The organism is Anaerosalibacter massiliensis (assembly GCF_024623155.1).
Classification (GTDB): Bacteria; Bacillota; Clostridia; order Tissierellales; family Sporanaerobacteraceae; genus Anaerosalibacter; species Anaerosalibacter massiliensis.
Map to the genome: position 1 here is coordinate 35,317 of NZ_JANJZL010000003.1, position 18,434 is coordinate 53,750.

Annotated in this window: 15 protein-coding genes; 13 read left to right on the forward strand and 2 right to left on the reverse strand. The window is 29.6% G+C overall.

Translation table 11 applies throughout. The annotated features are described in order from the left end of the window. Position 1 precedes the first annotated feature (1 nt). The 7 genes from NSA23_RS05490 to NSA23_RS05520 all read left to right on the forward strand — a co-directional run bounded on the left by NSA23_RS05490 (position 2) and on the right by NSA23_RS05520 (position 7,719). Positions 2-601 carry a YdcF family protein gene (locus NSA23_RS05490; RefSeq protein ID WP_222704693.1) on the forward strand — a complete coding sequence of 200 codons (600 nt, stop codon included), beginning with the start codon at positions 2-4 and terminating at the stop codon, positions 599-601. A 143-nt stretch (positions 602-744) separates the two neighbouring features. Then, positions 745-1,983 carry a S41 family peptidase gene (locus tag NSA23_RS05495; protein ID WP_081915143.1) on the forward strand — a complete coding sequence of 413 codons (1,239 nt, stop codon included), beginning with the start codon at positions 745-747 and terminating at the stop codon, positions 1,981-1,983. 129 nt (positions 1,984-2,112) lie between these two features. After that, positions 2,113-3,729: an AAA family ATPase gene (locus NSA23_RS05500; RefSeq protein WP_042678809.1), complete on the forward strand. Its 1,617-nt coding sequence runs from the start codon at positions 2,113-2,115 to the stop codon at positions 3,727-3,729. Between the two features lie 18 nt (positions 3,730-3,747). Continuing rightward, on the forward strand, positions 3,748-5,559 hold the full coding sequence (locus NSA23_RS05505; protein ID WP_042678808.1) for a VWA domain-containing protein: 1,812 nt from the start codon (positions 3,748-3,750) through the stop codon (positions 5,557-5,559). Between the two features lie 111 nt (positions 5,560-5,670). Next, positions 5,671-6,426 (forward strand): exodeoxyribonuclease III, encoded by a 756-nt coding sequence (locus tag NSA23_RS05510; protein ID WP_042678807.1) that lies wholly within the window; start codon positions 5,671-5,673, stop codon positions 6,424-6,426. A gap of 172 nt (positions 6,427-6,598) precedes the next feature. Then, positions 6,599-7,453, forward strand: a complete 855-nt coding sequence (locus NSA23_RS05515; protein WP_042678806.1) for a YitT family protein — start codon at positions 6,599-6,601, stop codon at positions 7,451-7,453. A 131-nt stretch (positions 7,454-7,584) separates the two neighbouring features. Then, a complete protein-coding gene (locus NSA23_RS05520) occupies positions 7,585-7,719 on the forward strand; it encodes a hypothetical protein (RefSeq protein WP_257490322.1) in 135 nt (44 codons plus the stop codon). A 43-nt stretch (positions 7,720-7,762) separates the two neighbouring features. Here the strand turns inward: NSA23_RS05520 and NSA23_RS05525 are convergent, their stop codons facing one another. Continuing rightward, positions 7,763-9,118, reverse strand: a complete 1,356-nt coding sequence (locus NSA23_RS05525; protein WP_050069688.1) for a metallophosphoesterase — start codon at positions 9,116-9,118, stop codon at positions 7,763-7,765. A 292-nt stretch (positions 9,119-9,410) separates the two neighbouring features. Here NSA23_RS05525 and NSA23_RS05530 point away from each other — a divergent pair, with 292 nt between their 5' ends. The 6 genes from NSA23_RS05530 to mobA all read left to right on the forward strand — a co-directional run bounded on the left by NSA23_RS05530 (position 9,411) and on the right by mobA (position 16,988). Next, positions 9,411-10,097, forward strand: coding sequence for a phosphoribosylaminoimidazolesuccinocarboxamide synthase (locus tag NSA23_RS05530; protein ID WP_042678805.1), 687 nt, complete (start codon positions 9,411-9,413; stop codon positions 10,095-10,097). A 229-nt stretch (positions 10,098-10,326) separates the two neighbouring features. Beyond that, positions 10,327-10,812: an NADH-quinone oxidoreductase subunit NuoE family protein gene (locus NSA23_RS05535; protein ID WP_042678804.1), complete on the forward strand. Its 486-nt coding sequence runs from the start codon at positions 10,327-10,329 to the stop codon at positions 10,810-10,812. A gap of 15 nt (positions 10,813-10,827) precedes the next feature. Further along, complete coding sequence (locus NSA23_RS05540; protein WP_081915142.1) at positions 10,828-12,693, forward strand: NADH-ubiquinone oxidoreductase-F iron-sulfur binding region domain-containing protein; 1,866 nt, start codon at positions 10,828-10,830, stop codon at positions 12,691-12,693. 10 nt (positions 12,694-12,703) lie between these two features. Then, complete coding sequence (locus tag NSA23_RS05545; protein WP_042678803.1) at positions 12,704-13,642, forward strand: NADH-quinone oxidoreductase subunit G; 939 nt, start codon at positions 12,704-12,706, stop codon at positions 13,640-13,642. A 29-nt stretch (positions 13,643-13,671) separates the two neighbouring features. Continuing rightward, on the forward strand, positions 13,672-16,353 hold the full coding sequence (fdhF, locus tag NSA23_RS05550; RefSeq protein ID WP_081915141.1) for a formate dehydrogenase subunit alpha: 2,682 nt from the start codon (positions 13,672-13,674) through the stop codon (positions 16,351-16,353). A 38-nt stretch (positions 16,354-16,391) separates the two neighbouring features. Continuing rightward, complete coding sequence (gene mobA / locus NSA23_RS05555) at positions 16,392-16,988, forward strand: molybdenum cofactor guanylyltransferase (protein WP_042678800.1); 597 nt, start codon at positions 16,392-16,394, stop codon at positions 16,986-16,988. 52 nt (positions 16,989-17,040) lie between these two features. Here mobA and NSA23_RS05560 read toward each other — a convergent pair whose 3' ends face one another. Then, positions 17,041-18,363 (reverse strand): Na+/H+ antiporter family protein, encoded by a 1,323-nt coding sequence (locus NSA23_RS05560; protein ID WP_042678799.1) that lies wholly within the window; start codon positions 18,361-18,363, stop codon positions 17,041-17,043. Positions 18,364-18,434 lie beyond the last annotated feature (71 nt).

Genomic DNA, 18,434 nt, shown 5'->3' on the forward strand with positions numbered 1-18,434 from the left:
CATGGTAAGAAAAGGTTATATGCTAAATAAGATATTCATTGTTATCATAAGCATATTTATTTTATCATTTGTAATAATAGAAAGTTTAATAATATATAATGCTAGAAAGAATGACAAAAATAAAAAGATAGATTATATCTTAGTATTAGGTGCTAGACTTTATGGAAGTACCCCTTCTCCATCTTTAAAAGAAAGGTTAGACAAAGTTTTAGAATATGAAAAGCTCCATGAAGACATTAAAGTAGTAGTATGTGGAGGTCAAGGAGAAGATGAGGATATAACAGAAGCTAAGGCAATGAAACTTTATTTAGTAGGTAATGGAATAGATGAAGATAGAATAATATTAGAAGAAAAATCTACCACTACTTATGACAATATTAAGTTTGCCAGGGAAATAATACAGGAGAATGATAATAGAGAAAATATAAACATTCTTCTTGTTACATCAAATTATCATATATTTAGATCTAAATTTTTAGCTAAACGTCTAGGATTTATACCTTTTGGACTACCAGCTAAAACGCCTAAAACTGTATTCATTCAAAGTTATATAAGAGAATATTTTGCCATAATAAAATCTTTCTTTATGGATAGAAATTAATTTTAATATATAAAAGCTATTTAAGAATAATTGAGCAATTATTCTTAGATGGCTTTTTTTAATATAATCTTGAGGTGTTAATATTATACAATTATTTATAGCTTGTATTATAATATATTTAAGAGTTTATTAGGGGGGATAAAATGAAAAACAGAGAATTATTAAGCAAATCATTTTTTCTAATTATAATCTGTATATTAATTTCCACAACTATTTCAGGATGTAGTACTGGGAAAGAAAGTATGAGTTGTTCTAATAGAGAGCTTACTATGGAGGAAAAATTAGAGGATTTTGAATATATGTATAATATGTTAGAAGAAAACTATCCTTTTTTCAAGGTGAATGAAAGGGTAAATAAAGTAGATTGGTTAGGGAATAAGAATAAATATATTCAGGAGATAAAACAGACAAAAAATGACGAAGAATATGCGGAGAAGTTAAATGAGATAATAGGAGATTTAAATAATGATCATACTCATTTACTTTCAGAAAATTTATTTGTTGATTTTTATGAAATATATGTTCGGGAAGGAAATAGGATTACTAGACCTTGGAAAAAAGTTTTAGATAATGAAAATGTTAAAGCTAGGTATAATTTTTCTGAAGAAAAGTTAGAGGAGTCAAGTCATGAAAATGGTCTATGGAAGGATAGACCAGCATTTACTTCAAAGATCATTATTCCAAATGAGGTGGCGTACATAAATATATATGAGATGAATGGATTTCGTGTTGAAGAAGATGGAAAAGAGATACGTAAGTTCTTTAAAACTGTAAAAGATTATCCAAAGTTAATAATTGATATTAGAGAGAATGGAGGAGGAAATGAGTTTTATTGGCAAAAAAATATTGTTGGACCTTTAATAGAAAAACCTTTATCAGTAGATTATTATGCTTTTATAAAAGGCGGTAAATACAGTAAAAAATTTTATAGAAGTAAACAAATGAGACTTAAAAAAGTTTCTGGATTAGGAAAAGGAATGCTTGAAAAATTTCCTGAAGAAATTGAAAGTGATTTTAAATACTATACAAAATTTAATAAGACTATAGAGCCTGATGAATCTATAAACTTTAAGGGAGATATATATTTACTAGTAGATGAAATAGTATATTCATCTGCTGAAAGTTTTGCTTCTTTTGCTAAAGCAAGTGGATTTGCTACATTGGTAGGCGAAAGAACTGGTGGTGATGGAATAGGTATAGATCCGTTATTAGTTTCATTACCTAATAGTGGATTGGTTGTGACGTTTAGTAGTCTATTATGTTTGAATCCTGATTACACAATAAATGAAGAAACAAAAACAATTCCAGATATTGAAGTGTATCCTACTATTATTTTAGATTATGAATATGATCAATGTATAAAAGCTGTAATAGATGATTAAATAAATAAAATATTATAAGACTCAGTCAATTATAGTTAAAACTTTATTTGGCTGAGTCTTATCTTATGGTAAAATGAAGATAGAATTATAGTGATTTTTGATATTAATTGTTCTAATAGGAGGAAAAGTATGAAAGTAACGAATATAGGAATAACCATAATAAATGAAAAAACCTCTCTTGTACTTGGAGATGAAGTTATTTTAAAAAGGGAATTAGGCTACAAATATGATAAGAATGCTATTAAATGTTTTAAAAATAAAGAATTTATAGGATATGTTTGTTCTGATGATTATGTAGTTCCAAATAATTGTATAGTAAATAAAAAATTAGTTCCTTATTTTAAGTTTCTTAATGAAATACCAGGAAAAGTCATAACAAGTGATACTATAATATATGGAAAAGATGATAGCAAAGCAGAAGCTGCATATATTTTAGAAATCTATTTACCTGATATAGAAGCTAAGGAAAGAGAAAAAGAAAAGAAATTAGAAGTATTAATAGGAGGTTCAATGGGCAAGTATCCTTATAGAGATGAAGTGGAAGACAAAATTAAAAATGGAGAGAGTATATTAGGTAGATTTAATTTAAAAGATGAGGAAGTAGTTATAGAAGATAAATCTATAGGGAATATAGTAGAAATACGATATAAGGACAATGTATTAACAGATTACAAATACTTATTAAAAGATAATAGTGATATTTGTATAAATTCAAAAGAAGGAAAATATTTATTAGGAGAGATGATTCTTCCTAAGAAAACAGAGAAAAAAATTAGAGAAATATATATTGAAGAACTAATTGAAAAAATAGTTGAAAAAGGAATGGATACAAAAGAAAATATAGAAAAGAAAATAGACTATATTAACAACAATAATATTCCTAAATCCTTATTTATAAATATTCTTAAAACCTATATTAAATATAATGAAGAAGATAGAAGTTTTATGAAAAAACCAGAATTTCTATATAGAGATAAAACTGGAATTATGAAAAGAGCATTACATTATTTAACACTTAAAGATAGGAATATTACACTAGTTGGTGAAAGAGGGGCAGGTAAATCTACAATGGCAGAAACTATTGCCTGGTTATTTAATAGGCCAGTTATAACCATATCATTTTCTCGAGATATAGATAAATACGATATTTGGGGATATAAGACCATAGATATAACTGAAGATGGAGAAAGGATGGTTACTTTTGCAGATGGACCTCTTACAAAGGCAATAAAAAATGGCTATATAACAATTTTTGATGAAATAAATGTTGCTGATCCTGGAGTTTTAGAAAGTATGAATTCAATACTAGATCATAGAAGGCAAGTTTATGTTCCAGAACTAGGTCAAATAAAAGCACATAAAAATTTTATGGCAATTACTACAGAAAATGATGATACTTATCAGGGAGTTAACAAGCTAAATGAAGCTTTTAGAGATAGATTCATAAGAATAAGATGTATAGGGGATGACTCTATTAAAGAATTGTTGGCAATTAAAAATCCAGATTTAAAACCAGAAGTGTTAGAAATTCTTGATAATATATACAAGGGTATAAGGTTACTCATAAAAGAGGGAGAAATATCTGAAAAAAGTTTATCTATAAGAGGATTTGAAAATGCTAGCATAGGATATGATCCTGAAATTATTACATTAAAGGAAATATTAATGGATTGTGTAGCAAATCAAGGAGACAATGAGGACGATAGAGGGCATATTATGAATATAATCAATATGGAAGTACTCTAATTTAAGGAGATATTTAAAATGAATATGAATTATAAAGAAATGATTGATTATGTTGAAGACAATGATATTGAAAATAAACTTTATATCTCTGCAAAATATTTACTGGGAAATAAAGACTTTAGCTTATCTGTAAAGGGCTTATCATCTTATATAGATGGCAATAAAATAGTCATTGGATTACCTTATGGTTTGATTGAAGTTTCGAATGGGAGGGAACTTTATATACTTCTCATGGCTTTTATGGGTCATGAAGTTCAATATTTGTTATCTTCTTCTAAAAGAGAAATAGAGAAGACTCAAAAAGAGATTGTCAGTTATATGAGAGAGAAAAAAATTAGCGGTGAAATAGCAGAGAATGTTTCTTATTCTATAATAAATTCAATAGAAGATGCAAGAGTAGAAAATATTCTCGTAAATAATAAAAAGGGTTTTTCAAAATATATAAAGTATGCAAGATATAAATATTATACTTCCTATAGATTAGAAAATGATGAACTATATGATTTTTTAAATTCTTTATATATTTATTCTACTGCAGGTCTTTTGCCAATAGGATTTGAAGAGATATACTCTAATACTAGACTAGAATATGAATTTTATAAGGTTAAAGAGTGGGTAGATAATGGGATATATATGAAAACTTGTAAGGGGTCTATGAAATCTGCAAAAAAGACAGGAATAGAAATCACAGATTATATAAAAGAAATAGTAGGAGAAGATGAAGATTTTAATGAAAACAAGGCAATGCAGAAAAAGACTTCTTCAGGAGATTTAGAAGAAGAATTTAATACTGATAATAATAGTAGTAAAATAGATAATATATTAGATAATGAACCTAATATGGAGAATATGAAAGAGAATTTTGAAAAGATATCGGAAGAATTACAAGAAAAGGAAGATGAACAAGGAATAAATAAAGATATTGAACAAAATAAAATAATAGCAAATAGGGATGAAGAAATAGAAAATTATTATTTAGGTAAGGGAGCAGCTCCTAACAGTACAATAGAAATAGAAAAAATAAATAATAAGGAAGATCAAGTTATAAAAAAAGTTAAGCTTCCATTGGACATTAAGAAAAAGGCTAAGAAATTTAATAGAGAAATAATAGAAATAATGGAAGAAAGAAAAAAGTCTTTAAGGCGGAATCAAAGGCATGGCATGATTGATACTAACAATCTATATAGATTTGATATTTTTGATGATATAGATATATTTATAAAAAATGCTAAAACCAACGAACTGGATACAGTATTTTACTTTTTAATAGATGGTTCTGGAAGTATGAGTGAAAATAATAAATGGAAATATGCTGTAGAAACTATGGCTGTGTTAGAAGAAGCATTGAGAAACATAGTTAAAATGAAGGTAGTAGTATTTAATACTAGTTGGAAAAATACAAGACATATAGTTATAAAAGATTTTGATGATAATATAAAGAATGTGAATCTTATATATAATAATTATATAAATCAGTATATAACTGCAGGAGGAGCCAATAAAGACGGTGCCAATATAAGAATAGCAACTAAAGAATTGGAAAAAAGGAATGAGAAACAGAAGATATTATTTATATTATCAGATGGAATGCCTTCGGCATATCAATATAATGGACAATTTGCTATAGATGATGTGAAAAGTGGAGTAAAGGAAGCTAGAGATAAAGGCATAGAAATTATTTCCATAATGTTTGGAAGTAAGGAATTTAGAAAAGAGTATTATAGCGTATACAAGGAAATGTATGAAAAGAATATTATATCCACAGAACCATCAAAAATTTTCTCAAGAGTTATTAGAGTTTTAAAGGATATATTCGAAAATAGCTATTAACTATTTTTAAAAGTTAAATTGATTAAAAGACGGGTATGAGATATTTGTAGAAAAATTTATAATAATTTATTGGACAAGTATAAAAGAATTTTACTCAATGGAGGAATAAAAATGAAACTTATTTCTTGGAATGTTAATGGACTAAGAGCTTGTGTACGTAAAGGATTTTTAGATTATTTTAAAGATATTGATGCAGATATATTTTGTGTTCAGGAAATTAAATTGCAGGAAGGTCAAATAGAATTGGACTTAGAAGGTTATTATAATTATTGGAACTATGCAGAGAAAAAAGGATATTCTGGAACTGCTATATTTACAAAACAAAAACCTTTAACAGTTAAATATGGTATAGAAATGGAAGAACATGATAATGAAGGAAGGGTAATTACTCTAGAATTTGAAAAGTTTTATCTAGTGAATGTATATACACCTAATTCCCAAAGAGAGCTTACAAGACTTGATTATAGAATGGAGTGGGAAGACGATTTTAGAGCATATTTGAAAGAGTTAGATTCTATAAAACCTGTTATTTTATGTGGAGATCTTAATGTAGCACATAAAGAAATAGATTTGAAAAATCCAAAGACTAATAGAAAAAATGCAGGTTTTACAGATGAGGAACGTGGAAAGATGACAGAACTTTTGGAAGCAGGTTTTATAGATACATTTAGATACTTTTATCCAGATAAAGAGGATGCTTATAGCTGGTGGTCTTATATGAGAAAAGCTAGAGATAGGAATGTAGGTTGGAGAATTGATTATTTTATTGCATCTGAAAGGCTAGAAGAACATTTAAAAGATGCAGAAATTTATTCGGAGATAATGGGTAGTGATCACTGTCCAGTAGCTTTAGAAATTGAAATTTAATATTAATATGAAAGAAAGGTTTGTTGGGAATTGAGTACCGTCAAACCTTTTTTCTAATAACACATATAATGAAAAACAGGCAAAAATTGAAGGTTAAAAAGGTTGAAACATATATATACTACTGATATAATTAGGCTTATTATTGCTTTAAATATTTTTGGAGGAATATTAGATGGTTAAAAATCAAAAAGATTTTTGTGTTAAATTAATTAAAATTTTACTAGGTAGTCTAATTTATTCTATTGCAGTAAATGGATTCATATCGCCACATCATTTACTAAGTGGAGGAGTTACAGGTATATCTCTTATTCTACAATATTTATCTAATATTCCATCTGGATATTGGATTTTGATTATTAATATTCCTATATTTGTAATTGGATATAAATTTGTAGATAGAGATTTTGTAGTGCTAAGTCTTATTGGAACATTAGCAATGTCTCTTTTATTAATTTTAACTAAGGACATAGCAACTACATTAAAAGTAGATGATATTATTATTTCCACTATATTTGGAGGAGTTCTAACTGGAGTTGGTGCAGGGATTATTTTTAAAGCAGGAGCTTCTCAAGGCGGTACAGATATTATAGCCATTATTATTAGAAGAAAATATGGTATAAAAATATCAACATTATATTTTGCTTTAAATGGAATTATTGCATTACTTGGAGTATTTATAACTAGTCTTAAATTGACATTATATACATTGGTACTTATGTATATAAAATCTATAGCCATAGACAAAACAATTGTTGCCTTTAATAAAAAGAAAATACTTTTGATAGTAACTTCAAAGGAGAAGGAAGTGTCAGAAGTTATAATAAATAAAATAGGCAGGGGAACTACATTCCTCTATGGTGAAGGAGCTTACACAGGAATTAAAAGGAAAATAATATATTGTGTAGTTACTGAAAATGAGCTACATAGGGTTAAGAAGCTAATAGAAGAAATAGATGAAAAAGCCTTAATATCTATTGCAGATGCTATAGATGTTCAAGGAAGAGGATTTATAAAACCATTAATATGACAAAAAGGCTGGTGATGAAAGTTTACCAGTTTTTTTAGTATAAAAGTTTAAATAGACATGCTATTGGGGTAAATCTAATAATAGAGGAAAGATTTTAAAACTACAAAAATAGTTTTAAAGGAGGAGATAAAATGTTAGGAAATAACAATATTTTATTATTCTTAGACATGGTACCCAATTATGATAGAGGCTTAAGAGAATACGAAAAAATAGAATATAAAAGGGTTAGAAATGATTATAATATAGATGATTGGCAAAAACTTTAAAAATTTGCTAACTATGAATAAAATGTGGATGGTTGTCCACATTTTATTTATTTATTGGGATATGTAATTTATTATTGTCTATTCCTTGAGTATCTATTATACTTTCCATATATCTTTTTAGAAAGTCTGGTCCAATAGTTTTTACTAATCTATATCCTTGGGAGCTTTCAACTTCTTCTACATTTATATCTCCAGAGCCTTCAAAGTATTTTAAATTTAACTTAGCTAGAGTTTTTGACATCAATCTCATATCTTTATCACTATATTCATGTATATCATATAAATCATCATAGAACCTATAATAGGCTCTATTTTCAAAAAAATTCTTTGAGTATTCTTTGAAATTAACAATATTTTTATCATCTATATTATTCTTTTTTGCCCAACATTCCATGCTTACCCAAGCCGTACTATAGTCATATCCTTCATTGGGACAATATTTTAGGACCCCGTATTTATGAGGATGTACACATAATGCACCTGTTGCAATATCATATATTGAGCTGTCATCATCCTTATAGGATTTTATACTTTGAAGATGTATATGACCAGTTAAGACTAGTTCTATATTGCAGTTTTTAAATAATTCTATAGCGTCTTTACTATTATTTAGTGTATAGCCTTCATTTACAACTTCACTATGTTCCAATAGGCTATGGTGCATTACAGCTATTATTTGAGCATTTTTCTCTTTGGCTAAATCACTGCATTCCTTTATCCATTCAAATGTTTCAGGACCAATTAATCCATCATGCTGAGATTTATTGAGTTTCATATTGTCTTCATATTGGTTAGTATCAAGCATAAGAAGCCATATGTCTTTTGAAGGTTTTGCAAGATAACTTAAAGAGCTTTTATCTCTAGAAATAGCATCATTATATCCAAAGTCACCATATATTTTACTGAAATCTTTATCTGAAATACTTTTTACTCTATGTTTTTCTTTTCCTTTAAACTCCATTGCCCAAGGATTTTTTATATCGTGATTTCCGGGTATTACATAAACAGATGTACCTGAATCCTGAATAATTTTTAGCTTTTCAGAAAACTCTAAATGGCTTTCTTTTTCTCCATTGTTTGTTAAATCACCACTGATAATAAGGACATCTGGTTTTTCATTTTTAATATCATATATAAATGCATCTATTATTTCTTCAATATAATTCAATTGATTTCCATTTCCGGACATAACAAAGTTTCTAAAGGCTTTTCCATTATCAGTTAAACTCTTAGATAAATAATGTGGATCAGTTGCAATAAAGAATTTTAAATTTTTATTCGAATTAATTATACAGGGTGGATTTGAACAAACAGGACTAATAGGACAAGTACATAACCATAATATAATGGTTCCAATTATAATAACTAATATTATTATAATAATTTTTTGAGTGTTCATAAAGTATTCCCCTTAAATAATATTTTTATTCCCCCATATACTTTATGATGATAAAGGAGATTGTGATTTGTTTATATAAATAATTATAGCATATTAAAGACTTAATATATACTTTTGATATAGGTTTTGCTTATCTATATACAATATAATTATAAGTAAACTATAAAGTTTTAAATGGTTTCAGAACTTTATAATATAGTAAACATTATAAAAAGTATTGGAAAAAATATTAATATATATTATAATAATATTATCGTTAAAATAATAAATCTTTATAAAAAGGGTGATTTAAATGGAACTGGTATATAAAGGGAAGACAAAAGATGTTTATGATTTAGGGGACGGAAACTATTTACTTAAATTTAAAGACGATGTAACGGGTAAAGATGGAGTATTTGATCCAGGGGCAAATACTGTAGGTTTAACTGTTGAAGGAATGGGGAAATCAGGTCTTAAAATGACTAAGTTCTTTTTCGAAAAAATAGAAGAAAAGGGAATACCAACTCATTATGTAGATACAGATATAGAAAATTCAACTATGATTGTAAAACCTGCTAAAATGTTTGGGAATGGCCTTGAAGTAATATGCCGTTATAGAGCAGTGGGAAGTTTTCTACGCCGTTATGGAATGTATGCAGAGGAGGGTCAACCCCTAGACGCTTTTGTTGAGATAACTCTTAAAGATGATGAACGTGAGGATCCGCCTATTACAGAAGATGCGCTTCATATGTTAGGAATACTTTCAAAGGAAGAATACAGTATATTAAAGAATAGAACTATTGAAATATCTAATATTATAAAAGAAGAATTGGCTAAAAAAGATATTGAACTATATGATATTAAATTAGAGTTTGGTAGGATTGGAGAAAATAATGAAATTGGATTAATCGATGAAATATCTGGTGGAAATATGAGAGCATATAAAAATGGAGAATATATAGAACCATTAGAATTGGAAAAATTAATGCTAGAAGATTAATCAAAATATAAAAGCAAATTAATGCTAATGAAAGCTTTTGGAATATTTCTAAAAGGTAAGAGCCTAAACAAGTTAAATATTAGATAATATTTAAAATTGACAAATATCAGAAAATATATTATTATTAAAATGAATATTACGACAAAAATATTTATTACGCTTAAAAATAGACAGATCTTTGGAATAGAACTGTCTATTTTTATTATATATAAGTAAAGGGGGTCTGGAGATGAATTTTGAATTTGATTGGGATGCAAATAAGGAAAAGGTAAAAAAGTTCAAAATTTGTATCAAAGAAAATGAGGAGAAGAAAGGTGCTTTAATGAATGTACTACATAAAGCACAGGATTTGTTTGGATATATTCCTATTGAAGTACAAAAATTAATTTCTAAAGAACTTAAGATTCCACTATCCGAAATTTATGGAGTAGTGACCTTTTATTCTCAGTTTTCTCTAATACCCAAAGGAAAATATGAAATAGGAGTTTGTTTAGGAACGGCTTGTTATGTAAAAGGGTCTCAAGACATACTTAATAAAGTTGAAGAAATTCTAGGAATAGGTGTTGGAGAAACTACAGCTGATAGAAAATTTTCCATAGATGCAACTCGTTGCTTGGGGGCTTGTGGTTTAGCTCCTGTACTTGTTGTAAATGAAGATGTGTATGGAAAGCTTTCTCCAAATGATGTAGAAGGAATACTGAATAAATATAAATAGTTTGGAGGTGGAAAAATGGAAAGTATTAGAGAATTAAATAAAATTAAAGAAGAAGAGTTAAAGAAGATAATGTTAAGGAAGGGGTATGTAAAAGATTTAGATAAAATTCATGTTTTAGTATGTGGAGGAACGGGATGTCATTCATCTCAAGGGGATGAAATTAGAAAATTATTAGATAAAAAAGTTGTAGAGAGAAATTTAGGAGATAAAATAAATGTTGTGTTAACAGGATGTTTTGGACTTTGTGAAGCAGGACCAAACATAGTTATATATCCAGAAGGTATATTTTATAGTCATGTAAAACTGGAAGATGTTGATGAGATAGTAGAAGAACATTTTTCTAAAGGAAACATAGTTAAAAGGTTATTATTTAAAGGTGCTTATAAAAATAATGAAATATTGCCAGTAAATGAAGTTAATTTTTATAAAAAACAAAAAAGAGTAGCATTAAGAAATTGTGGACTTATAAATCCTGAAAATATCCACGAATATATTGCTTTAGATGGATATGAAGCCTTAGCAAAAGTAGTAACAGAAATGACTCAACAAGAAGTAATTAATATTGTTAAAGATTCTAACCTAAGAGGAAGAGGAGGGGCAGGATTTCCAACAGGGCGAAAATGGGAAGAAGCTTATAAATATATGGCAGATAAGAAATATATAATATGTAATGCAGATGAAGGTGATCCAGGTGCATTTATGGATAGGTCCATTTTAGAGGGAGACCCTCATTCTGTATTAGAGGCCATGGCTATATGCGGGTATGCAGTAGGCTCTGATCAAGGCTACATATATGTAAGAGCTGAATATCCTATAGCGGTGCACAGACTTGAAGTAGCTATCAAGCAAGCTAAGGAAAATGGTCTATTAGGTAAAAATATATTTGGAACAGATTTTAGCTTTGATATAGGGTTAAGGTTAGGAGCTGGAGCTTTTGTATGTGGAGAAGGAACTGCTCTAATGGAATCTATTGAGGGTAGAAGGGGAATGCCTAGGGTTAAAATTCATAGGACTGCTCACAATGGGCTATGGGGAAAACCAACTATAATAAACAATGTAGAAACTTTTGCAAATGTTCCAGTAATATTTCAAAAAGATGTGGATTGGTTTAAATCTATTGGTACTAAAGATTCTCCTGGCACTAAAGTATTTGCATTAGGAGGGAAAATAAAGAATACAGGATTAGTAGAGATTCCAATGGGAGTCTCATTGGAAGATATAATATTTGATATAGGTGGAGGCATACCTAACGGGAAGGAATTTAAGGCCATTCAAACAGGTGGGCCTTCTGGTGGTTGTATACCAAAGGAAAATTTAGATACTCCTGTGGATTTTGAATCTCTAGGAAAACTAGGCTCTATTATGGGTTCTGGTGGAATGGTTGTAATGGATGAGGATAATTGCATGGTGGATATTGCTAGGTTTTTCTTAGATTTCACAGTAGAAGAATCCTGTGGAAAATGTGTTCCTTGTAGAGAAGGTACAAAGAGGATGTTAGAGATATTAGAAAAAATAACAGAAGGAGAAGGTACTTCAGAAGATATAGATAGGTTGGAAAGCTTATCTCAAACTATAACGGAGGCTTCTCTTTGTGGATTAGGTAAGACTGCTGCAAATCCAGTAATATCTACTTTAAAATATTTTAGAGATGAATATGAAGCTCATGTTCATGATAAGAAATGTCCTGCAGGAACTTGTCAAGCCCTTTTACAATTCTTTATTACTGATACTTGTATAGGATGTACGAAATGTGCTAGAAATTGTCCTGTTTCATGTATAGATGGTAAGGTGAAGGAAAGACATATTATTGACATTGAAAAATGTATAAAATGCGGAACATGCATGGAAGTATGTCCAACTGGTGCAGTGATAAAGAGATAGGAGGGTTATAATGGCAAATGTGAATATTATTATAAATGGGCAAAAAGTAGAAGTCCCTAAAGATTATAATATAATTCAAGCAGCTGAAATATTAGGTATAGATATACCTGCTCTATGTTATGATTCAAATTTAGAAGTAGCAGGGGCTTGTAGATTATGTTTAGTTGAAGTAGAAAGAAGTGAAAAATTACAGACTGCTTGTTCTACTAAAGTAAAAGATGGAATGGTAATCTATACTGAATCGGAAAAAGTAGTAAGAATAAGAAAACAGATACTTCAACTATTATTAGATAGCCATCCTAATGATTGTTTAACCTGTGAGAAGGCGGGAGAATGCTTATTGCAAGAATATGCCTATAGATATGGAGTGAAATTTAAAGAACATAATGGAGTCAAGAGGCCAAAATATATAGATAATTCAAGTCCATATATATTAAAGGATGATAGTAAATGTATTCTATGTGGGAAATGCGTAAGAACATGTAATGATATAGATGAAAGACGGGTTTTATCATTTTCAAACAGAGGATATGATACTAGAATAATTTCAGATACAGATCAAACATTAGAAACTTCTAAATGTGTATCTTGTAACAGATGTGTAGCAGTTTGTCCTGTGGGAGCATTGATAGATAGGAGACAGATTAATAAGGATAGAGTTTGGAACTTAAATAGTAGAACAATAAATTGTAAATCATGTGATTATGGATGTGAATTTGAGGTATTGTCCCAAAACAAAAAGAATATAGCAGTAAAGGCTAAGCATCCTACTAATGGTAGACCTTTATGTTTAAGGGGCAGGTTAATTACAGAATTGATGTACCTTGATAATCCAGACAAACCTTATAGAAAGGTAGATGGAAAATTTATTGAGTCTAGTTGGACAAAAGCTCTTGGATTAGGAAAAATAATGGAAAAAATAGAAAAGGTAGAAAAGGATAATGCTTAATATTTAGTTAAGAAATTGGAGGTGAAAATATGATTACATTTATTATAAATGGGAAAAAAACTATGGTGGAAGAGGGAATCTCTATACTAGAAGCGGCTAGAGAAAATGGCATAGACATTCCTACCTTATGTTATGATAAGGAACTTTCAGCATTTGGTGGCTGTAGATTATGTTTAGTTGAAATAGAAGGATATAAAAATCTTGTTACGTCTTGTTCAACTAAAGTACAAGAGGGAATGGCAGTATATACAGAATCTGAAAGAGTGGTTAAAGTCCGTAGAGATATTTTAGATTTATTATTATCCAACCATCCAATGGACTGTTTAACTTGTGATAAAGTTGGAGAATGTAAACTCCAAGATTATGCTTATAGATATGATATAAAGAAGGGTTCTTTTGAAGGAGAAAGGAAAAATTATGCTATTGATAGTTTAAATCCTGTTATGGAAAGAGACCAAAGTAAATGTATTTTATGTGGAAAATGCGTAAGAGTTTGTAAAGAAGTCCAAATAACTAATGCTATTGATTTTTCAGGTAGAGGTTTTAAGTCTAAAATTACAACGGCATTTGATAATCCTATAAATTATAAAAATTGCAGATTATGTGGTCAATGTATTAGTGTATGTCCTACTGGAGCACTTATAAACAAACAATTGAAAGGTATAAGGCCTTGGGAAGTTAAAAAAGTTCTTACTACATGCCCATTTTGCGGGACAGGATGTAATTTTGATTTAAATGTTAAAGATGGAAAGGTAGTAGGAGTGACTCCTAATCCTGATTCACCTGTAAATGGCACTTCTCTTTGTGTAAAAGGAAGATATCATATAGATTTTATAAATAGTCCAGATAGAATTACCAAACCTTTAATAAAGAAAAAAGGAGAATTTGTTGAGGCAAGCTGGGAAGAAGCAATGGAATTAGTAGTTAATAATCTGAAAGATACGAAAGAAAAATATGGACCAGACTCAATAGCTGGATTAAGCTCAGCTCGTTGTACTAATGAAGATAATTTTGTATTTCAAAAGATGATGAGAGTTGCTGTAGGTACTAATAATGTAGATCATTGTGCTCGAACCTGACATGCTCCTACAGTTGCAGGTCTTGCAACAACTTTGGGGAGTGGAGCTATGTCTAATTCTATTGGAGAAGTAGAAGAAAACGAAGTATTATTTATCATAGGTTCTAATGCTACAGAAGCACATCCTATAATTGGGAACAAGATGAAAAAAGCAGTTAAAAGTGGTTCTAAACTTATAGTTGTAGATCCACGTAAAACAGAACTTGCCGCAATGGCTAATATATGGTTGCCTCTTAATTCAGGGACAGATGCTGCTTTAATAAATGGTTTAATGTATATTATAGTGAAAGAAAGTTGGCATGATAAAGAATTTATAAAAGAACGCTGTACAGGATTTGAAAGTCTTATGGAAACCATAGAAAAATATCCACCAGAAATAGTATCTAGGATAACAGGTATATCTGAAGATATGTTGTATGAAACTGCTAAATTATATACAAGTACAAAAAAAGCAGGTATATTCTATACTCTTGGAATAACTGAGCATACTACAGGAACTGCAAATGTTATGAATCTTGCAAATTTAGCTATGCTGACAGGACATCTTGGAATAGAAAATGCAGGGATAAACCCATTGCGTGGACAGAACAATGTTCAAGGTGCTTGTGATATGGGAGCACTTCCAAATACTTATTCAGGATATCAAGATGTTATTTCAAAAGAGAAAAGAGAATTTTTTGAAAGGGTTTGGAAAGTAAAATTAAATCCAGATAAAGGGCTTAGAATACCTGAAATGTTAGACGAATCGTTAGAGGGAAATGTTAAGGCAATGTATATCATGGGGGAAGATCCAGTTTTAACAGATCCAGATGCAAATCATGTGAAGAAGTCTTTAAATAGTTTAGATTTTCTTGTAGTACAAGATTTGTTCTTAACTGAAACAGCTAAATTTGCTGATGTAGTATTGCCTGCTACATGCTATGCTGAAAAAGATGGTACTTTCACAAATACAGAAAGAAGGGTACAAAGAGTAAGAAAAGCTGTGGAAGCTCCAGGAGAATGTAGACTAGATTGGAAAATATTATGTGAGGTTTCCAAGAAGTTAGGAGCAAGTGGTTTTGAATATAGGAATTCAGAAGAAATATTTAATGAAATAAGATTAACTACACCTAGTTATAAAGGTATAACTTACAAAAGAATAGATAAGGTAGGAATACAATGGCCATGTCCGACAGAAAATCATCCTGGAACCCCTTATCTTCACAAAGGAAAGTTTCCGAGAGGAAAAGGATTGATGATTCCAGTTGAGTACGAAGAACCAGCAGAGCTTGTATGTGAAGAATACCCAATACTTCTTTCAACAGGAAGGATGCTATATCACTATAATATTATGACTAGACATTCTAAAAAGTTAAATGAAATAAGACCTTATGAACTTGCGGAGATAAATCCTATAGATGCTGAAAAATTAGAAATAAAAGAAGAAGATTTTGTTAGAGTTACTTCAAGGCGGGGTTCTATACTAACTAGAGCAACTATAACTGATAAGGTTAAACCAGGAATGATGTTCATGACATTTCATTATAAAGAATCTCCTGTAAATGAGCTTACTAATTCAGCTTATGACCCCATTAGCAAAACAGCAGAATATAAGATTTCTGCTGTAAAGGTAGAAAAAGCTGAAAATCTGTAATATTATAATAATAGTGTTCTATAATAAAGGGTGATTCAGTGAAAAAATTAGGAACAGCTGCTATTTTAGCGGGCGGAAAAAGTACTAGGATGGGATTTGATAAACAACTATTAGAAGTAAGTGAAAAAAGGCTTATATATAATTTAATAGATAAGCTAAATAAAGAATTTGAAGAAATAATAATTGTAACTAATAGTCCTGAATATTATTCAGATTCTAATATCAAAATAATGGAAGACATAATAGTAGGGGAAGGACCTTTAAGTGGTATTCATGCTGGACTTAAATGTGCTAGTAGCCAATTTGTCTATTTTATTGCTTGTGATATGCCAAATATAAATTTAAAATATATTAGATATATGAAATCTAAAATCAGGGATTTAGAGATATATGCTGAAATTTATGTAACAAGATGTGGAAAAAACATAGAGCCTTTTAATGCTTTCTATTCAAAAGATATAATAATAGATATAGAAAATAATTTATCGCAAGGGAAGAGATCATTAAGGTCCTTATTTGAAAAAATACCAACTTATTGTATAGAAGAAAAAGAAGCTAGGATATTTAGTCCCAATTGGGAGATGTTCCTAAATCTCAATACAGAAGAAGATTTAAGAAATTTTTTAGGAAAATGAAAAATTTAAATTATATAAAGGCTCTCTTAAAAAGAGAGCCTTTTTGTGGAATTTACAATATTAATGCTGCTATTGTACCAAATATTATTAATGGGATATTGAAGTGTAAAAATGTAGGGACACAGGTATCCCAAATATGATCATGTTGGCCATCTATATTTAATCCTGAAGTAGGACCAAGAGTACTATCGGAAGCTGGAGAACCTGCATCTCCTAATGCTCCAGCAGTACCAACTAATGCAATAATAGCAGCTGGACTAAATCCTAAAGATGAAGCAAGGGGAACATAAATAGTTGCTATAATAGGAATAGTCCCAAAAGAAGTTCCAATTCCCATAGTGACAATTAGTCCTATGAAAAGCATTACAATAGCTCCAATAATCTTACTTCCTCCCATTAAACCAGTAGCAGCTTCAACTAATGTGTCAACTCCTCCAGTTTCTCTTAAAACAGCACCATAACCTGAGGCTATTAGCATTACAAAAGCTATAAATCCCATCATAGCTATGCCGTCATCCATTAGATTATCTATATCTTTAAATTTAAAAGCTCCAAGTATAAGCATGATGAAAAGTCCTGCTATAGCACCTAATGGCAACGAAGTTGTAACAACTTGAACTATAAAGGCTGTAATAGCTCCTATAAGTCCAGCAATTTGTTTTCGGATTGAATAATTAGATTTCTCCTCATTCTCAGAAGTAACAGTAAGATGATTTTCAAACACATTATTTACTATTTCATATTCTCTAGGTTTTCTATAGGTTATAAAGATAGCTATTAGAAGTCCTATGGTCATTCCAATACCAGGAAGTAACATTGATTTCCATACCATTTTAGTTACTACATCCACTCCATTTTCAATAAGATTATCTCTTATAATATTATGAAAGATAAGACCAAACCCTACAGGAAGCATGACATATGGAGCTTTTAGTCCAAAAGTTAAAGCACAGGCTACTGATCTTCTGTCAATTTTTAATTTATTCATTAGATTAATAAGAGGTGGAATAAGTATTGGGATAAAAGCAATATGGACAGGAATTAAGTTTTGAGAAAGACAAGCTATAATTGCAATTAAAAGAACTAGTAGTAGTCTTCTATCTTGAATGAGGTTTGAAATGCCCTTTCCAAGAAGATTTGAAATTCCTGTTTTATTAATAGCAGTAGCCAATGTTCCTAATAAAATATAACTTAAAGCTGTTTCGGCATTTCCTCCCATGCCTTTGATTAAAACTGTCATTGTTTCAGTAATATTCATCCCAGAAAGTACTCCCCCAGTAAGAGCAGCCAATATTAAAGCTAATATAATATTTAACTTTAAAAGGCATAGTACAGTCATTAAAATAACAGATAACACTACCGGATTTAACAGCATGAAATCCCTCCAATTTTAATATTTTTTAAATTATAGCACTTTGTTATAATATTGTAAAGAATCAGAAAAAT

What these genes read in the sequence shown, in the direction of transcription:
- NSA23_RS05530 (WP_042678805.1), top strand. Translation starts at nt 9,411, where the DNA reads ATGGAACTGGTATATAAAGGGAAGACAAAAGATGTTTATGATTTAGGG.
- NSA23_RS05490 (WP_222704693.1), top strand. Translation starts at nt 2, where the DNA reads ATGGTAAGAAAAGGTTATATGCTAAATAAGATATTCATTGTTATCATA.
- NSA23_RS05515 (WP_042678806.1), top strand. Translation starts at nt 6,599, where the DNA reads ATGGTTAAAAATCAAAAAGATTTTTGTGTTAAATTAATTAAAATTTTA.
- NSA23_RS05505 (WP_042678808.1), top strand. Translation starts at nt 3,748, where the DNA reads ATGAATATGAATTATAAAGAAATGATTGATTATGTTGAAGACAATGAT.
- NSA23_RS05560 (WP_042678799.1), bottom strand. Translation starts at nt 18,363, where the DNA reads ATGCTGTTAAATCCGGTAGTGTTATCTGTTATTTTAATGACTGTACTA.
- NSA23_RS05510 (WP_042678807.1), top strand. Translation starts at nt 5,671, where the DNA reads ATGAAACTTATTTCTTGGAATGTTAATGGACTAAGAGCTTGTGTACGT.
- NSA23_RS05535 (WP_042678804.1), top strand. Translation starts at nt 10,327, where the DNA reads ATGAATTTTGAATTTGATTGGGATGCAAATAAGGAAAAGGTAAAAAAG.
- NSA23_RS05520 (WP_257490322.1), top strand. Translation starts at nt 7,585, where the DNA reads ATGTTAGGAAATAACAATATTTTATTATTCTTAGACATGGTACCCAAT.
- NSA23_RS05545 (WP_042678803.1), top strand. Translation starts at nt 12,704, where the DNA reads ATGGCAAATGTGAATATTATTATAAATGGGCAAAAAGTAGAAGTCCCT.
- NSA23_RS05495 (WP_081915143.1), top strand. Translation starts at nt 745, where the DNA reads ATGAAAAACAGAGAATTATTAAGCAAATCATTTTTTCTAATTATAATC.
- NSA23_RS05500 (WP_042678809.1), top strand. Translation starts at nt 2,113, where the DNA reads ATGAAAGTAACGAATATAGGAATAACCATAATAAATGAAAAAACCTCT.
- NSA23_RS05525 (WP_050069688.1), bottom strand. Translation starts at nt 9,118, where the DNA reads ATGAACACTCAAAAAATTATTATAATAATATTAGTTATTATAATTGGA.
- NSA23_RS05540 (WP_081915142.1), top strand. Translation starts at nt 10,828, where the DNA reads ATGGAAAGTATTAGAGAATTAAATAAAATTAAAGAAGAAGAGTTAAAG.